Below are 15,511 nucleotides of genomic sequence, written 5' to 3'. Positions count from 1 at the left end.
AAACACGAAAGTGCGGCAGTCTTAGGCACCCGAACGGGCCTATAAACAGGCTCGGTTTAAAATTTCAGTGAACAAGTGTACATTCAGTGCCTTGACGCTGTGACTTTCACTACAACGCAATAGTCTATGTGTAGGCTGCCGACATGAGGCATGAACGCTTCATTCGGTTCGGGAAGATTTGCCCTACCCTGCCGCATGGGATTATTGAGGAGCTCGCATGACCAAACAAAACGCCTTTACTCGGGAAGACCTGCTGCGCTGCAGTCGCGGCGAGCTGTTCGGCCCAGGTAACGCGCAACTGCCCGCCCCGAACATGCTGATGGTGGATCGCATCACCCATATCAGCGAAGAGGGTGGCAAGTACGGCAAAGGTGAATTGGTCGCCGAGCTGGATATCACCCCTGACCTGTGGTTCTTTGCCTGCCATTTCGAAGGCGACCCTGTCATGCCAGGTTGCCTGGGCCTCGACGCCATGTGGCAACTGGTCGGCTTCTACCTGGGCTGGCAAGGCCTGCCAGGCCGCGGCCGGGCACTGGGTTCGGGCGAAGTGAAGTTCTTCGGCCAGGTCCTGCCGACCGCCAAGAAAGTCACCTACAACATTCAAATCAAGCGCGTCCTCAAGGGCAAGCTGAACCTCGCAATCGCCGATGGTTCGGTCACTGTCGACGGTCGCGAGATCTATACTGCCGAAGGCCTTCGGGTCGGCGTATTCACTTCCACTGACAACTTTTAAGGGTTATCCGCATGCGCCGCGTCGTTATCACTGGTCTGGGCATTGTTTCTTGCCTGGGCAATGACAAAGAGACCGTCACCGCTAACCTGCGTGCAAGTCGCCCTGGCATCCGCTTCAACCCGGAATATGCCGAAATGGGTCTGCGTAGCCAGGTTTCCGGCTCCATCGACCTGCCCCTCGAAGAACTGATCGATCGCAAGATCTATCGCTTCGTCGGCCACGCTGCCGCCTACGCCTACCTGGCCATGAAAGACGCCATCGCCGATTCCGGCCTGAGCGAAGACCAGGTATCGAACGTACGCACTGGCCTGATCGCCGGCTCCGGCGGCGCATCGACCCTCAACCAGATGGAAGCGCTGGACATCCTGCGCGAAAAAGGCGTGAAGCGCGTTGGCCCGTACCGTGTAACGCGGACCATGGGCAGCACCGTTTCGGCCTGCCTGGCCACGCCATTCCAGATCAAGGGCGTGAACTACTCGATCTCCTCCGCGTGCGCCACCAGTGCTCACTGCATCGGCACTGCGGTCGAGCAGATCCAGCTGGGCAAGCAAGACATCGTCTTCGCCGGCGGCGGTGAAGAAGAGCATTGGAGCCAATCGTTCCTGTTCGACGCCATGGGCGCGCTGTCCACCCAGTACAACGAAACCCCGGAAAAGGCCTCCCGCGCCTACGACGCCAAGCGTGACGGTTTCGTCATCGCCGGCGGTGGCGGCATGGTCGTGGTCGAGGAGCTGGAACACGCTCTGGCCCGCGGTGCGAAGATCTACGCGGAAATCGTTGGCTACGGCGCCACGTCCGACGGCTACGACATGGTTGCGCCAAGCGGTGAAGGCGCTATCCGTTGCATGCAGATGGCCATGTCCACCGTGGATACCCCAATCGACTACCTGAACACCCACGGCACTTCGACCCCGGTCGGTGATGCCAAGGAAATGGAAGGCGTGCGTGCGGTATTCGGCGACAAGGCTCCGGCGATCAGCTCCACCAAGAGCCTGTCCGGTCACTCCCTGGGCGCCGCTGGCGTGCACGAAGCGATCTACTGCCTGCTGATGATGGAAGGCAACTTCATGGCCGGCTCGGCCAACATTGAAGAGATCGACCCGGTCGTTGCCGATATGCCGATTCTGACCAAGACCGTTGAAAACGCAAAAATCGATACCGTGATGAGCAACAGCTTTGGCTTTGGTGGCACCAACGCTACCCTGGTGCTGAAACGCTGGCAGGGTAAGTAAGACCTGTAAGCTGAGCGTGTGAAAAGCCCCGACTGGTTCGGGGCTTTTTTATGCGTGGCTGGATTTGAGGCCGAGTCGCCCTCATCGCAGGCAAGCCAGTCCCCACACTTTGATGTGTGAACACAGTCAAATGTGAGAGCTGGCTTGCCTGCGATGGCGTCAACTCGGTGTATGGCCCTATACCGAAAACCGCGCCACCATCGTGTTCAGGTCCACCGCCAACCGCGACAATTCCTGGCTCGCCGCACTGGTCTGGTTTGCCCCGGTTGACGTCTGATGCGCCAAATCGCGAATATTCATCAAGTTGCGATCCACCTCGCGCGCCACCGCGGCCTGCTGCTCCGACGCGCTGGCAATTACCAGGTTCCGCTCGTTGATCAGGGTAAACGCGGACGCAATCTCTTCGAGCGCCGTGCCCGCCGACTTGGCGATGCCCAGCGTGGACCGTGCCCGCGTATTGCTCTGCTGCATTGAACTCACGGCCTGATCGGTGCCCTGTTGAATGGCGCTGATCATCTGCTCGATTTCCTGGGTCGACTGTTGCGTGCGGTGGGCCAAGGCCCGCACTTCATCGGCGACCACCGCAAACCCACGCCCGGCGTCGCCGGCACGGGCCGCTTCAATGGCCGCATTCAAGGCCAGCAAATTTGTCTGTTCGGCAATTGAGCGAATCACATCCAGCACTTTGCTGATGCCATACACCTTTTGCGCCAGTTCCTCGACCTGGGTCGCATTGGCGGTCACATCCGTGGCCAGGGCCTCGATCGACTCGACCGTCTGGTGCACCTGTTCACGCCCATGCTGGGCAATGCGGTCGGACTCACGGGAGGCTTGTGACGTCGCCACGGCGTTGCTCGCCACCTCCTCCACCGCCGCCGTCATCTGATTAACCGCCGTCGCCGCCTGTTCGATTTCCTGATTCTGCTGGTGCAAGCCGCGGGTAGCGTCTTCAGTGACGCAACTGAGCTCCTCGGACGCCGAGGCCAATTGGTTGGACGATTCGGCAATGCGCCGAATGGTATCGCGCAGGTTCTCCTGCATGCCTTTGAGCGCTTGCTGCAAACGCGCCGGCTCGTCGCTGCCCGTCACGCTGATTTCACCCGTCAAGTCGCCACTGGCCACGCCTTGGGCGATTTTCAACGACTGTGCCAGCGGCAGCACGATACTGCGAGTCAGCCACACCGCCAGCCCGATGGTGATCAGCGCGGTGACCACGATCATGCCGACCACCCAAGTGCGAGATTGAGCGAACACCCGTTGCGCCAGGCTCGCAGCCTGATTGGCACTGGCCTTGTTCAAGGCCACCAGGTCGTGCAGCGTCCCGGCCATCTCATCGGCAAGTTGATTCATCTCGCCGTTGACCACCTTGATCGCGTCTTGCAATTGATCGGCCTTGGAGAACGCCATGACCTGTTCCTGGCGCTGCAGGTATTGCTGCTCCTCGGCCTTGAAGCGATCAAACAGCGTGCGCTCTTCGGGCAACACAATCAGCGCTTCATAGAGGGTTTGCGCATGGTGCAGGCCACTTTTGAGCTCGGTGAGCTTCTGCTCGTTCTGCGCCAGCGTCTGTGGGTCACGATTGACCAGCAAGCGCAGGGTCAGCGCACGCACCCGCAACAGGTCCTGGCTCATCTCCCCCACCGCCATCACGCTGGGCAACCAGTTGTTTTCGACCTGATCCGACTGCTGGCGCATATTGGCCATCTGCAACAGGGCAAAGCCGCCCAAGGCGAACACCATCATTGCCAGCACGCCAAAGCCCAAACCGGCGCGGGGGGCGATATTCAGACTACGGATACTCATTGCCTGGATTCCTTCCAAATGCGCTGCATCCACCTGCAGCGGGTCTCCTGAAAGGTATCGGCCCGTGGTCAATATTGCGTAAGACGAAAAGGCGATATCAATGTGCCTGCTCATCGCGAGCTGATTTCGGCAGAACCGCCAGGAAATTGTCTTGCGCCACCTTGCGGGCTACCTCCTCGGGCAGTGCGTCGAGAAAGGGTGCAAAGCGATGCATTTCCTTACCGAGCTTGTTGAAGCGCCCTACAACATCCGAACCCAGCATAAAACGCTCCGGGAAGCGCTCTACCAGCTTTATCCACTCGGGCCGAGGCTTGCCCGCCTCATCGAGCAAGTACGGCGTGAGCATGCTCCAGGACAGGTCAATGTAGAGATTGGGGTATGCCTCAAGCAGTCGGCTCAAGGTCGGCAGAAGAAAGTCCATCTGCACCTGATGACGATGAATCTCTTTGCTGGTGCCGGCATGGGCCCAGATAAAGCGGGTGTGCGGGTGGTTGCGCAGTGATTCTTCCACCTCCGGCAGGTACAGCGGGTTGCGCTCGCGCTTGGACGTAATGTTGGCGTGCAGCATCACCGGCAGATCGTTTTCGGCGGCGAGGTGATAGATGCGCGTCATGGCTTCGTTGTTGGCGCGCGGGGTGTCGCCAGCGGTCAAGGCGGTGAGGTCATCATGGCGCGTGAACACCTCACCGATGCCCTGCCAAAGCCCGGGGTTGAGATCCAGCATGCGCTGGATATGGGCCGCGGAGTTTTTGTCGTTAGGGTTGAAGCCGGATAAAAACGGGTGAAAGTGCCGACGCTGCTCAGGCGTGAGTTTGTTCACCGCAGCCGCAACGATTACGTCAGTGGCGCTGTACCAATAGGCATCCGCATCGTCACCGGCGTAGTAACGCGGGCGCTTGGGTTCGTCTTCGTGCCATTTTTTGGCGACGGGAATACCGGAAATCATCACGTGTTCGATGTGGGCGTCGGCCATCGCCTTGAGCAATGTATCCATGCCCGCCGTTTCCTGGAAAAAATCCACGTAGTGCAGGTGCGCGTCGCTGTAGGCATAGTCGCGCGCCTGCACCGCAACGCTGGCGGCGGCGAGCAGCAGGGCGAGACTCAGGCGGGTCTGGGGCACGGTAAAACCTCGCTATTGGCTAAGAACGGGTAGACCGTGTGCACTGCGCCACGGTTCATCGGCCGAAAACGCGGAACACCTAAGTGCCAGCATGTTCTATAACTGCATGACCTTCATCCTGCCAACCTTGTGAGGTTCACCATGCCTGTTACCGTCAACACCCTGAACCACGACAACTTTCGCCACAGTGTGAATATCAATAACCACGAACTGTTCACCGACCTGCCCAAGAGCCTGGGCGGCGACGACTCGGCGCCCTCCCCCCACGACTATTTCGATGCTGCCCTGGCCTCGTGCAAGGCTTTGACCGTCAAGCTCTACGCCCAGAAAAAAGATATTCCGCTGACCGGCGTGACCGTTGAAGTCACCCATGACAGCACCGAGGAGCAAAAAGGCAGATACAAACTCAACGTCAAGCTGACCCTCAAGGGCGTGCTCACCGACGCGCAGCGCGACGAGCTGCACCACGTGGCCGACCGCTGCCCGGTGCACAAACTGATGACCACCGCCGAGGTCACCATCGAGACCACGTTGTCCGAAGGCGCTTTCAGCCAATAGCGCCAACCTCCCGTCGAGCGGGTTATGCTCTTGTTCCCCTAACCCGCTCAGACAGGGACGCACCATGCCCATCCTCACCGTGATCCGCCCGCGCGCCGAAGAGGTCGAGGGCCAGCCGATCCTGCGCCCGCTGCCATCGCGCGAATGCCGCAGCGTCGGGCCTTTCGTGTTTTTCGATCACATGCTTCTCACGCGCTATGCGCCGGGTACCGGCATGAACATCCGCCAGCACCCGCATATCGGGTTGTCCACGCTGACCTATTTGTTTGAGGGCGCGTTGCAACACAAGGACAGTCTCGGCTCGGACCAGGTGGTGCAGGCCGGCGACGTCAGCTGGATGACCGCCGGCAGCGCGATTGCCCACGTTGAACGCACGCCTGCGGCGCTCAAGGCCGACGGTTTCAGCCTGCATGGGCTGCAAGTGTGGCTGGCCTCCCCCAAGGACCATGAAACCGGACCCGGGCACTACAGCCATCACGCGGCGGCGAGCTTACCGGTCAGCGACAACCTGGGCGTGCAGATTCGCCTGATCGCAGGCGCCGGCTTCTGCCTCAAATCGCCCGTGCCGGTGCTCTCGCCCACCGTGTATGCCGACGTGCAGATGCAGACGGCCACAACGCTGCTGATCCCGGATGAATATGAGGAACGGGCGGTGTATGTGCTGGAGGGCGATGCGCAGTTGGACGGTGAGGCCTTGGCGGTGCATAGCCTGGCGGTGCTGCCTGCCGGCCAGGAAATGACGCTGTTTGCTGAAAGTGATTGCCACCTGGTGGTGTTTGGCGGCGCGCCGTTGGACGGGCCACGGCGGATCAATTGGAATTTTGTCGCGAGCGACCCGGCGATGATCGAACAGGCGCGGCAACGATGGGCGGCCGGGGATTGGCCGACGGTGCCGGGGGAAGCTGAAAGAATTGAGTTGCCTGGGAGATAGCCATCGGGGGCAAGGCCCCTCCCACATTTTGAATGTATTCACACTTCAAGTGTGGGAGGGGCTTGGCCCCCGATGAAGCCCTAACAGGCGCCGAAGATTCAGCCCTTGAACACTTCATCCAGCAAGTTGTGCATCGACTGGAACGCACGCGCAGCGGTCTTTGCGTCATACATCATCTTGCCCGGCACATTGGCGTGCGGGTCGGTGAAGGAATGCACGGCGCCGCCGTAGCTCAGCAGTTGCCAATCCACACCGGCCGCGCTCATTTCATCTTCAAACGCTGGCAGTTGCTCTTTCGGCACCAAGGGATCGGACGCACCGTGCAGCACCAACACCGAGCCCTTGATGTTCTTCGCATCGGCCGGGTTCGGCGTGTCGAGGGTGCCGTGGAACGACACGGCGGCCTTCAACGGGGCGCCGGTACGCGCCAGCTCCAGGGAGCAGCAACCGCCGAAGCAAAAACCAAAGGTCGCAAGCCTGGAGGTATCCACCGCCGCCTCGGTCTGGCCTTGCAGTTGCTCGAAGGCCGCCTGCATGCGCTTGTTCAGCAACGGGCGATCATTCTTCAACGGCATCATGGCCGCGCCGGCTTCATCACCATTGGAGGGGCGCACGGTTTGGCCGTACAGGTCGGCGATCAGCACCACGTAGCCCTTGGCAGCCACGCTTTTGGCAATTTCTTCAGCTCCTGCACTCACACCCATCCAGTTCGGCGCCATCAGCAGACCCGGCAGCGGGCCCTGGTGGCTGGCATCGAACGCCAGGCGGCTTTCATAAGACTGGCCATCAATCTGATAGACCACGGAACGCACAGTGACTTGGCTCATCATTTACTCCAGTTGAGATGCGTAGAACGAAAAAACCCGCCGAAGCGGGTTTTTCTACAACGGTGTTAAACCGACAGTTCAACCAACAGCTTGTTCAGTCGGCGCACGTAGGCGGCCGGGTCTTTCAGGCTGTCGCCAGCGGCGAGCGCCGCCTGGTCGAAGAGGATGTGCGACAGGTCGCCAAAACGCTCTTCGCTTTGCTCGCCATCGAGTTTCTCGATCAGCGGGTGAGCCGGGTTGAATTCGAAGATCGGCTTGGAATCCGGAACCTTCTGACCGCTGGCTTCGAGGATCTGACGCATCTGCATGCCCAGGTCCTGCTCGCCAATGGCCAGAATCGCCGGCGAGTCGGTCAGACGGTGGGAAACCCGCACTTCGCTGACGGCATCGCCCAAGGCGGTCTTGATTCGTTCAACCAGGCCTTCTTTGGCCTTGGCGACTTCTTCGGCTTCTTTTTTCTCTTCTTCGGAGTCCAGGTTACCCAGGTCCAGGTCACCACGGGCCACGTCGACGAAGGTTTTGCCGTCGAACTCGCTGAGGTAGCTCATCAGCCACTCATCGATACGGTCGGTCAGCAGCAGCACTTCGATGCCTTTCTTGCGGAAGACTTCCAGATGCGGGCTGTTTTTGACCTGCGCGTAGGTTTCACCGGTCAGGTAGTAGATCTTGTCCTGACCTTCCTTGGCGCGCGCCAGGTACTCGGTCAGCGACACAACCTGCTCACCGTCATTACCCAGGGTGGACGCAAAGCGCAGCAGGCCGGCGATTTTTTCCTTGTTGGCAAAATCTTCCGCCGGGCCTTCTTTCATGACCTGGCCGAAGTTTTTCCAGAAGCTCTTGTATTGCTCTGGCTCGTTCTTCGCCAGTTTCTCCAGCATGTCGAGTACGCGCTTGGTCAGCGCCGACTTCATGGAGTCGATGATCGGGTCTTTCTGCAGGATTTCGCGCGACACGTTCAACGACAGATCGTTGGAGTCGACCACACCCTTGATGAAGCGCAGGTACAACGGCAGGAAGGATTCCGCCTGGTCCATCACGAACACGCGCTGCACGTACAGTTTCAGGCCTTTTGGCGCTTCACGCTGATACAGGTCGAACGGCGCACGGGCCGGTACGTAAAGCAGCGAGCTGTATTCCAGCTTGCCTTCGACCTTGTTGTGGCTCCAGCTCAGGGGGTTTTCGTAGTCGTGAGCGATGTGCTTGTAGAACTCCTGGTACTCCTCGTCCTTCACCTCGGTGCGAGGGCGGGTCCACAGGGCGCTGGCACGGTTGACCACTTCCCATTCCTGGGCAGGTTTGTCTTCGCCCTCGACAGCCGCCTGTTCTTTAGGCAGTTCGATTGGCAAAGCAATATGGTCGGAGTACTTCTTGATGATGTTACGCAGGCGGTAACCGTCGGCGAATTCATCTTCACCGGATTTGAGGTGCAGCACGATGCGGGTGCCGCGGTCAGCCTTGTCGATGGTGGCGATTTCGAACTCGCCCTCACCTTTGGAGGACCAGTGCACGCCTTCGCTGGCGTCGAGGCCGGCGCGACGGCTGAACACTTCAACCTTGTCGGCGACGATGAAGGCCGAGTAGAAGCCCACGCCGAATTGGCCGATCAGGTGCGAATCTTTTTTCTGGTCGCCCGACAGGTTTTTCATGAAATCGGCGGTGCCGGATTTGGCGATGGTGCCCAAATGGGTGATCGCGTCTTCGCGGCTCATGCCGATGCCGTTGTCCTCGAGGGTGACGGTCTTGGCGTCTTTGTCGAAGCTCACACGGATTTTCAGTTCGGCACCACCTTCCAGCAACTCAGGCTTGGACAGGGCTTCGAAACGTAATTTGTCGACAGCGTCTGAGGCGTTCGAGATCAATTCGCGAAGGAAGATTTCCTTGTTGGAATACAGCGAATGGATCATGAGGTGCAGCAGCTGCTTCACCTCGGTCTGGAAGCCCAGGGTTTCCTTTTGAGTTTCCACACTCATGGTCATCAAACTCCAATTGGATGGCAGTGGCCGCGCCCTTGAGGGTTGGCGGCGGGTTGTCATCAAAGTTGGGGGCTAAGACCAGGATTTCAAGGGCGCGCCGATTCCTCGATCTTGAAATGTGCACGGGCGGTGGCAATCGGTTCGGCCGGGGTACTTTGCCAGGCGGTGATCGCCACATTGGCAACTCGGCGGCCCTGGCGCCATACCTGGCATTTGGCGTAAGTGTCGCGAAACTGGCCGGCGCGCAGGTAATCGAGGGAAAAGTCGATGATTTTCGGAATGCCGGGCGAGCCGGTAAACACCAGCAGGTGCAACGCCGCCGACAACTCCATGAACCCGGCAATCACGCCACCGTGCAGCGCCGGCAATATCGGGTTACCAATGTTGTCCTTGTTGGCCGGCATACGAAACAGCAATTCATCTCCCAGACGCGTGCACTCAATGCCGATCAGCTTGGCGTAGGGAATCAGGTCGAGCAGCGCTTCATAGTTACCGCGCTCATGGGCCTGTTCGAGACGGGTTTTGAATCGGTGTGTCATGCTCGCTCTCCCTTGATGGTGCTGCCCAGCCCTTGGGTGCCCTTGAGGCGCTTGCCCATGCGCATGAATGTGCCCACCACATGGGCGATCGGCTGTTGCGGGTCGTCCTGATAAGCGAAACCACGGGTGAAGATCACGTCGGTGGTCACTCGGTAACATTGCGCAAAGCCATAAACCGGTTTGTGCGGTTCGGCGGGGTGCATGTAGTCAACGCGCAGGTCCAGGGTTGGGCACACCTCGAACTCGGGCAATACACACAGGGTTGCCATGCCGCAGGCCGTGTCCATCAAGGAGGTCAATGCGCCGCCGTGAATCACGCCGGTCTGGGGATCACCGACGATATGCGGGGCGTAAGGCAGGCACAGCGTCATGCCTTCGTCGCTGGCAGCATGGACGGTGATGCCCAGCACCTGGCAATGGCGCAGCGCCGAAACAAAGCGCGTGGCACGGGCTAACAGGGGATTTTCGGTCATGTGGTCTAGACTCTTATTAGTGTTGATCCGCGGAGTATGTCGTGCGGTTGAAAGTTCCTTGATCGCCGATGTTTATATATCTGGGGAATAAAAGGAACTAATGCTGACCCCCTAGGCTCGAAAGGCCAGTAGATATCTTCAATAAGGAGAAACACCCCATGCGCAAGACTTTAGCTATTTCCATGATGCTCGCCGCTGCCCTCGGCCTCGCTGCCTGCGATAAAAAATCCGAAGACAAAGCCCAAGATGCACAGTCGCATTCTGAGCAAGCTCAGAAGGACATGGCGAAAGCACAGGATAAAGTGAACGACGCTGCAAAAGAAAACGCCGATGCTGCCAAAGCTCAGGCTGATGCAAACGCTGAAAAAGCGAAAGAAGACGGTACCGCTACTCCAGTAGCACCTGCCAAGCCTTAATAGCCTGGCAAGTGCTGCGAAAGAAAGCCCGCTTACATAGCGGGCTTTTCTTTGCCTGCTGTTTATGCGCGGGTCGAAAGTTGGACTAACCGGACGCCCTAGTTAAGACACTGCGTCTTTAGCCACTTCGGATGCCGGCGTATCGGTCGGGGTATAGACCATCACCTGCAGTACGTCGGAATGAAACTCCCGACGGTACAACACCACCACTACCCCACCGCTCATCAACATGAACAACCAGGGGCTGACAAACCAGGCGAGCATGGTCATGCCGAAATAATAAGCGCGCAGGCCAAAGTTGAATTGGTTGGCGGCCATGGAGATCACTCTGGCTGCTCGCAGCGCAAACGCTTTGCGCTCCTGCTCCGATACATGCCGCTCACCGATCATCGGCGCCGACCCCACCAGCACCGCGGCAAAGTTGTATTGGCGCATGCACCAGCTGAAGGTGAAAAACGCGTAGACGAACACCAGCGCCAGGCACAGCAGCTTGATTTCCGACATGCCTTGGGACGCCTGCTGCACCATGGGTATGTCCGCCAGCAACGATACCGCCCGCTCGGACGCACCGAGCACGGTAAGAATGCCGGCGAGGATGATCAACGTGCTGGAGGCGAAGAACGAAGCGTTGCGCTCCAGGTTGCCGATCACGCTGGCGTCGGCGATGCGGTTGTCGCGCAGCAACATGCGGCGCATCCAGTCCTCACGATACAAATGCAGCACGCTGGCCAGGCAGGCGGTGTCACGGGCTTTCCAAGTGGCGTATCGGGTGTAACCCCCCAGCACAGGACGAACCAGAGGGCGGCGAGCAGGTGGACCTGATGGGTTTCGATGAACGACATGCTGGGCCTTATACGCAGTGAATGGGGACGAACTCGGTTCAAATGTGGGCGCTGGCTTGCCTGCGAGAGCGGTAGATCGGGTGATGCAGCAATCGCAGGCAAACGAGGTCCCACACTGACCGTGCTTCAACTTTAGAGGGGAGTAGTCTCACAGGCATAAAAAATGCCCCGTATCGATTGATACGGGGCATTTCGATGCCGCGTGAAACCGCTCTTTACGCGATGGCTTCGCTACGCTTGCCGAGCATGCGATCAACCACAAATGCAACGACCAGCGTCATCACCGACGGCACCAGCCATGCCAGGCCTTGCTCGCTCAGCGGCAGGTGGGCCAGCTGGGCAGGCAACCAATCGGCCAGGCCCGCGCCCTTGAGCGCATCAATGCAACCAAAGATGAACGACACCAGCATCACCGGGCCAACGATACGGCCCTGCTCCAGCCAGAAGTCTTTGCAGAAGCTCAGGGCCACCAGCACGATGCACGGCGGGTAGATTGCGGTAAGCACCGGAATCGAGAAGGCGATCAGCTTGGTCAGGCCCAGGTTGGACACAAACAGCGAGAACAGCGCCAGGATCACTACCAGCGTCTTGTAGGACAGCGGCAGGATTTTGCTGAAGTACTCGGCACACGCGCAGGTCAGGCCCACAGCGGTGACCAGGCACGCCAGGGAGATCAACACGGCGAGGAAGCCGCTGCCCAGAGAGCCGAACGTGTGTTGCACGTAAGCGTGCAGCACCGCCGCACCGTTGCTCGCACCGGCGGCCACGGCATGGCTGCCCGAGCCCAGGCGGAACAGGCTGACGTACACCAGCGCCAGGCCCACGCCGGCAATCAACCCGGCAATGATTGCGTAGCGGGTGATCAGCTGTGGCGATTCGACGCCACGGGAACGGATGGCATTGACGATGACGATCCCGAACACCAGCGCGCCCAGGGTATCCATGGTCAGGTAACCATTGATGAAGCCTTGGGAGAACGGTGCGGCCACGTATTCCGGTGTCGCCACGCCGACATCACCGGCCGGCAGGGCAAATGCAGCGATGCCAAGAATGGCCAGGGCGATGATTTTCAGTGGCGCCAGGAAGCGACCGACAGTGTCCAGCAGGCGGCCCGGGTACAGGGACACGAAGAACACCACCAGGAAATACACCGAGCTGTAGAGGAACAGCGCCAGCGGGCTTTCGCCGGTCAGCGGCGCCAGGCCCACTTCAAACGAAACGGTCGCGGTACGCGGGGTGGCGAACAGCGGCCCTACCGCCAGGTATGCCGCCGCCGCGAGCAGGCCGCCGGCGATCTTGCCGATCGGGCTGCTCAACGCGTCCATACCGCCGCCGACCTTGGCCAGGGCGATGACGGTGACCACCGGCAGACCGACCGCGGTGATCAGGAAGCCCAGCGCTGCCATCCAGACGTGAGGCCCGGACTGCAAACCAACGATAGGCGGGAAAATGATGTTGCCGGCGCCCACGAACAGGGCAAAAGTCATAAAGCCTAACGCCAGGATATCCTGGCTTTTCAACACTTTCATTTCAGGAAATACCACACTACTGAATCGGAATTTAGAGAGGGATTCCCTGTGGATGAGGGAACTGCTGCCGGTCCTTATGGGGACCGACCGGTCTGGCGCGCGGCTTCCTTTTGGGATGCGGACGCATAAAGAGGCGGCTAGAGTACAGAATTGGGCTGACAAACGCACTGTTGCGGGGCGAACTGTCCGATAAGCGACATCCAAATGTCGCGTTTTCATACTTAACGTTGTTAATACAGAACAATGTGGGAGCGGACTTGCTCGCGAATACGGTCTGTCAGTACCCAATTTCCCGACTGATCCTGCGCATTCGCGAGCAAGCCCGCTCGCACATTTTGATCTTCAACAATCTTTAGAACGCACAAAGGCCACCCGAAGGTGGCCTTTGTGTGGGTGAAGCGTCAGCTAAGCGCGAGGCTTACTTGACAGCCCAACCCGTCAGCTCAGCCAGGGCTTTGCCGATGTCTGCCAGCGAACGCACGGTTTTAACGCCTGCGTCTTGCAGTGCAGCGAATTTCTCGTCTGCAGTGCCTTTGCCGCCAGAGATGATTGCGCCAGCATGGCCCATGCGCTTGCCCGCAGGGGCAGTCACACCAGCGATGTAGGAAACAACCGGCTTGGTCACGTGTGCCTTGATGTAGGCAGCCGCTTCTTCTTCAGCCGAACCGCCGATCTCACCGATCATCACGATCGCTTCGGTCTTCGGGTCTTCCTGGAACAGCTTCAGGATGTCGATGAAGTTCGAGCCTGGGATCGGGTCACCGCCGATGCCGACGCAAGTCGACTGACCGAAACCGGCGTCAGTAGTTTGCTTCACAGCTTCGTAGGTCAGGGTGCCGGAACGCGAAACGATACCGACCTTGCCTGGCAAGTGAATGTGACCTGGCATGATGCCGATCTTGCATTCGCCTGGGGTGATCACGCCTGGGCAGTTAGGGCCGATCAGGACTACGCCCAGCTCGTCGCACTTAACTTTAGCGTCCAGCATGTCCAGGGTAGGAATGCCTTCGGTGATGCAAACGATCAGCTTGATGCCGCCGAATGCTGCTTCCAGGATGGAATCCTTGCAGAAAGGAGCTGGAACGTAGATCACGCTGGCGGTGGCGCCAGTGGCAGCTACAGCGTCTTTCACGGTGTTGAACACTGGCAGACCCAGGTGCTCGGTGCCGCCTTTGCCCGGCGTTACGCCGCCAACCATCTTGGTGCCGTATTCGATGGCTTGCTGGGTGTGGAAACTACCTTGCGAACCGGTAATACCCTGGCAGATAACTTTGGTGTCTTTATTGATCAGGACGCTCATTATTTGCCCTCCGCAGCTTTGACAACTTGTTGAGCAGCGTCGGTCAGGCTGGTAGCCGCGATGATGTTCAAACCGCTTTCTGCCAGTACTTTAGCGCCCAGTTCAGCGTTGTTACCTTCAAGGCGAACAACAACCGGGATTTTAACGCCGACTTCTTTCACTGCACCGATGATGCCTTCGGCAATCATGTCGCAACGAACGATGCCGCCGAAGATGTTAACCAATACTGCAGCGACGTTGGAGTCGGACAGGATGATCTTGAACGCTTCGGTCACGCGTTCTTTGGTAGCACCGCCGCCCACGTCGAGGAAGTTGGCTGGTTTGCCGCCATGCAGGTTGACTATGTCCATGGTACCCATGGCCAGGCCAGCACCGTTGACCATGCAACCGATGTTACCTTCCAGCGCTACGTAGTTCAGTTCGAACTTGGCAGCGTGCGCTTCGCGCGGATCGTCTTGCGACGGATCGTGGAAAGTCTTCAGCTTAGGCTGACGGTACATGGCGTTGGCGTCGATGTTGATCTTGGCGTCGAGGCAGTGCAGATCGCCGTCAGCCTTGATCACCAGCGGGTTCACTTCCAGTAGGGCCAGATCGTGATCCTGGAACAGTTTGGCCAGACCTACGAAGATCTTGGCGAACTGGGCAACTTGCTTGCCTTCCAGGCCCAGCTGGAAAGCCAGCTCGCGACCCTGGAATGGCTGAGCGCCAACCAGTGGATCGATAGTGGCTTTCAGAATTTTTTCTGGGGTTTCGTGAGCGATCTTCTCGATGTCCACGCCACCTTCGGTGGAAGCCATGAACACGATGCGACGGCTCGAACGGTCAACGACAGCGCCCAGGTACAGCTCTTTAGCGATATCAGTGCACGATTCAACCAGGATCTTGGTGACTGGTTGGCCATTGGCATCAGTCTGGTAAGTCACCAGACGCTTGCCCAGCCACTGCTGTGCGAAGGCCTTGGCGTCTTCTTTGCTGCGAACCAGCTTAACGCCGCCCGCTTTACCGCGACCACCAGCGTGGACCTGGGCTTTGACAACCCACTCGGTACCACCGATTTTGTCGCAAGCTTCTGCTGCTGCTTCCGGGGTGTCTACTGCGTAACCCTTGGATACTGGCAGGCCGTATTCAGCGAACAGCTGCTTACCCTGATACTCGTGAAGATTCATGCTTTTTACCGTCTTCGTTAGGTACTGCGCATTCGGCGCTGCGCTCATTATGAGTGCCGCGCCACCTGT

The 15,511-nt window shown here is 59.0% G+C and carries 13 protein-coding genes and 3 pseudogenes; 5 read left to right on the top strand and 11 right to left on the bottom strand.

Going from position 1 to position 15,511, the window contains the following annotated elements:
- Window positions 1–217: 217 nt before the first annotated feature.
- Window positions 218–733, top strand: a complete 516-nt coding sequence (fabA, locus tag C4J83_RS09495; protein WP_003210552.1) for a 3-hydroxyacyl-[acyl-carrier-protein] dehydratase FabA — start codon at window positions 218–220, stop codon at window positions 731–733.
- 11 nt (window positions 734–744) lie between these two features.
- On the top strand, window positions 745–1,965 hold the full coding sequence (fabB, locus tag C4J83_RS09490; protein WP_106576728.1) for a beta-ketoacyl-ACP synthase I: 1,221 nt from the start codon (window positions 745–747) through the stop codon (window positions 1,963–1,965).
- Between the two features lie 177 nt (window positions 1,966–2,142).
- Here the strand turns inward: fabB and C4J83_RS31055 are convergent.
- The 3 genes and pseudogenes from C4J83_RS31055 to C4J83_RS09480 all read right to left on the bottom strand — a co-directional run.
- Window positions 2,143–2,739 (bottom strand): annotated as a pseudogene (locus C4J83_RS31055) (methyl-accepting chemotaxis protein); the annotation flags it as partial.
- Window positions 2,740–3,045: 306 nt separating this feature from the next.
- A pseudogene (locus C4J83_RS31050) lies at window positions 3,046–3,705 on the bottom strand (MCP four helix bundle domain-containing protein); the annotation flags it as partial.
- A gap of 160 nt (window positions 3,706–3,865) precedes the next feature.
- Window positions 3,866–4,888, bottom strand: a complete 1,023-nt coding sequence (locus C4J83_RS09480; protein WP_124416866.1) for an amidohydrolase family protein — start codon at window positions 4,886–4,888, stop codon at window positions 3,866–3,868.
- Between the two features lie 141 nt (window positions 4,889–5,029).
- On the opposite strand from C4J83_RS09480, the gene C4J83_RS09475 reads away from it, so the two are divergent.
- Both C4J83_RS09475 and C4J83_RS09470 read left to right on the top strand, forming a co-directional pair.
- Window positions 5,030–5,446, top strand: coding sequence for an OsmC family protein (locus C4J83_RS09475; protein ID WP_124416865.1), 417 nt, complete (start codon window positions 5,030–5,032; stop codon window positions 5,444–5,446).
- Window positions 5,447–5,510: 64 nt separating this feature from the next.
- Complete coding sequence (locus tag C4J83_RS09470; protein ID WP_124416864.1) at window positions 5,511–6,377, top strand: pirin family protein; 867 nt, start codon at window positions 5,511–5,513, stop codon at window positions 6,375–6,377.
- 98 nt (window positions 6,378–6,475) lie between these two features.
- Here the strand turns inward: C4J83_RS09470 and C4J83_RS09465 are convergent, their stop codons facing one another.
- The 4 genes from C4J83_RS09465 to C4J83_RS09450 all read right to left on the bottom strand — a co-directional run bounded on the left by C4J83_RS09465 (window position 6,476) and on the right by C4J83_RS09450 (window position 10,189).
- Window positions 6,476–7,204, bottom strand: coding sequence for a dienelactone hydrolase family protein (locus tag C4J83_RS09465; protein WP_124416863.1), 729 nt, complete (start codon window positions 7,202–7,204; stop codon window positions 6,476–6,478).
- Window positions 7,205–7,269: 65 nt separating this feature from the next.
- Entirely contained in the window at window positions 7,270–9,174 is a 1,905-nt protein-coding gene (htpG, locus tag C4J83_RS09460; protein WP_124416862.1) for a molecular chaperone HtpG, read from the bottom strand.
- 89 nt (window positions 9,175–9,263) lie between these two features.
- Window positions 9,264–9,716: a PaaI family thioesterase gene (locus tag C4J83_RS09455; RefSeq protein ID WP_106576734.1), complete on the bottom strand. Its 453-nt coding sequence runs from the start codon at window positions 9,714–9,716 to the stop codon at window positions 9,264–9,266.
- Window positions 9,713–10,189 carry a PaaI family thioesterase gene (locus C4J83_RS09450; protein WP_124416861.1) on the bottom strand — a complete coding sequence of 159 codons (477 nt, stop codon included), beginning with the start codon at window positions 10,187–10,189 and terminating at the stop codon, window positions 9,713–9,715. The genes C4J83_RS09455 and C4J83_RS09450 overlap by 4 nt, the downstream gene beginning before the upstream one ends.
- 158 nt (window positions 10,190–10,347) lie before the next feature.
- On the opposite strand from C4J83_RS09450, the gene C4J83_RS09445 reads away from it, so the two are divergent.
- Window positions 10,348–10,605, top strand: a complete 258-nt coding sequence (locus C4J83_RS09445; RefSeq protein ID WP_106576736.1) for a hypothetical protein — start codon at window positions 10,348–10,350, stop codon at window positions 10,603–10,605.
- A 102-nt stretch (window positions 10,606–10,707) separates the two neighbouring features.
- Here the strand turns inward: C4J83_RS09445 and C4J83_RS09440 are convergent.
- The 4 genes and pseudogenes from C4J83_RS09440 to sucC form a co-directional block, all read right to left on the bottom strand.
- Window positions 10,708–11,447: pseudogene (locus tag C4J83_RS09440) on the bottom strand (DUF599 domain-containing protein).
- 215 nt (window positions 11,448–11,662) lie between these two features.
- Complete coding sequence (brnQ, locus tag C4J83_RS09435; protein ID WP_106576738.1) at window positions 11,663–12,976, bottom strand: branched-chain amino acid transport system II carrier protein; 1,314 nt, start codon at window positions 12,974–12,976, stop codon at window positions 11,663–11,665.
- 418 nt (window positions 12,977–13,394) lie between these two features.
- Window positions 13,395–14,276: a succinate--CoA ligase subunit alpha gene (gene sucD, locus C4J83_RS09430; protein WP_003172813.1), complete on the bottom strand. Its 882-nt coding sequence runs from the start codon at window positions 14,274–14,276 to the stop codon at window positions 13,395–13,397.
- Window positions 14,276–15,442: an ADP-forming succinate--CoA ligase subunit beta gene (sucC, locus tag C4J83_RS09425; RefSeq protein WP_003233235.1), complete on the bottom strand. Its 1,167-nt coding sequence runs from the start codon at window positions 15,440–15,442 to the stop codon at window positions 14,276–14,278. The genes sucD and sucC overlap by 1 nt, the downstream gene beginning before the upstream one ends.
- Between the last annotated feature and the right edge of the window lie 69 nt (window positions 15,443–15,511).

Source organism: Pseudomonas sp. LBUM920, from assembly GCF_003852315.1.
GTDB lineage: Bacteria > Pseudomonadota > Gammaproteobacteria > Pseudomonadales > Pseudomonadaceae > Aquipseudomonas.
The sequence above is the reverse complement of the archived record's forward strand: the minus strand, read 5'-3'. Positions and strand labels throughout refer to the sequence as shown.

What these genes read in the sequence shown, in the direction of transcription:
- C4J83_RS09450 (WP_124416861.1), bottom strand. Translation starts at nt 10,189, where the DNA reads ATGACCGAAAATCCCCTGTTAGCCCGTGCCACGCGCTTTGTTTCGGCG.
- sucD (WP_003172813.1), bottom strand. Translation starts at nt 14,276, where the DNA reads ATGAGCGTCCTGATCAATAAAGACACCAAAGTTATCTGCCAGGGTATT.
- C4J83_RS09455 (WP_106576734.1), bottom strand. Translation starts at nt 9,716, where the DNA reads ATGACACACCGATTCAAAACCCGTCTCGAACAGGCCCATGAGCGCGGT.
- C4J83_RS09445 (WP_106576736.1), top strand. Translation starts at nt 10,348, where the DNA reads ATGCGCAAGACTTTAGCTATTTCCATGATGCTCGCCGCTGCCCTCGGC.
- fabB (WP_106576728.1), top strand. Translation starts at nt 745, where the DNA reads ATGCGCCGCGTCGTTATCACTGGTCTGGGCATTGTTTCTTGCCTGGGC.
- fabA (WP_003210552.1), top strand. Translation starts at nt 218, where the DNA reads ATGACCAAACAAAACGCCTTTACTCGGGAAGACCTGCTGCGCTGCAGT.
- htpG (WP_124416862.1), bottom strand. Translation starts at nt 9,174, where the DNA reads ATGAGTGTGGAAACTCAAAAGGAAACCCTGGGCTTCCAGACCGAGGTG.
- brnQ (WP_106576738.1), bottom strand. Translation starts at nt 12,976, where the DNA reads ATGAAAGTGTTGAAAAGCCAGGATATCCTGGCGTTAGGCTTTATGACT.
- C4J83_RS09465 (WP_124416863.1), bottom strand. Translation starts at nt 7,204, where the DNA reads ATGAGCCAAGTCACTGTGCGTTCCGTGGTCTATCAGATTGATGGCCAG.
- sucC (WP_003233235.1), bottom strand. Translation starts at nt 15,442, where the DNA reads ATGAATCTTCACGAGTATCAGGGTAAGCAGCTGTTCGCTGAATACGGC.
- C4J83_RS09475 (WP_124416865.1), top strand. Translation starts at nt 5,030, where the DNA reads ATGCCTGTTACCGTCAACACCCTGAACCACGACAACTTTCGCCACAGT.
- C4J83_RS09470 (WP_124416864.1), top strand. Translation starts at nt 5,511, where the DNA reads ATGCCCATCCTCACCGTGATCCGCCCGCGCGCCGAAGAGGTCGAGGGC.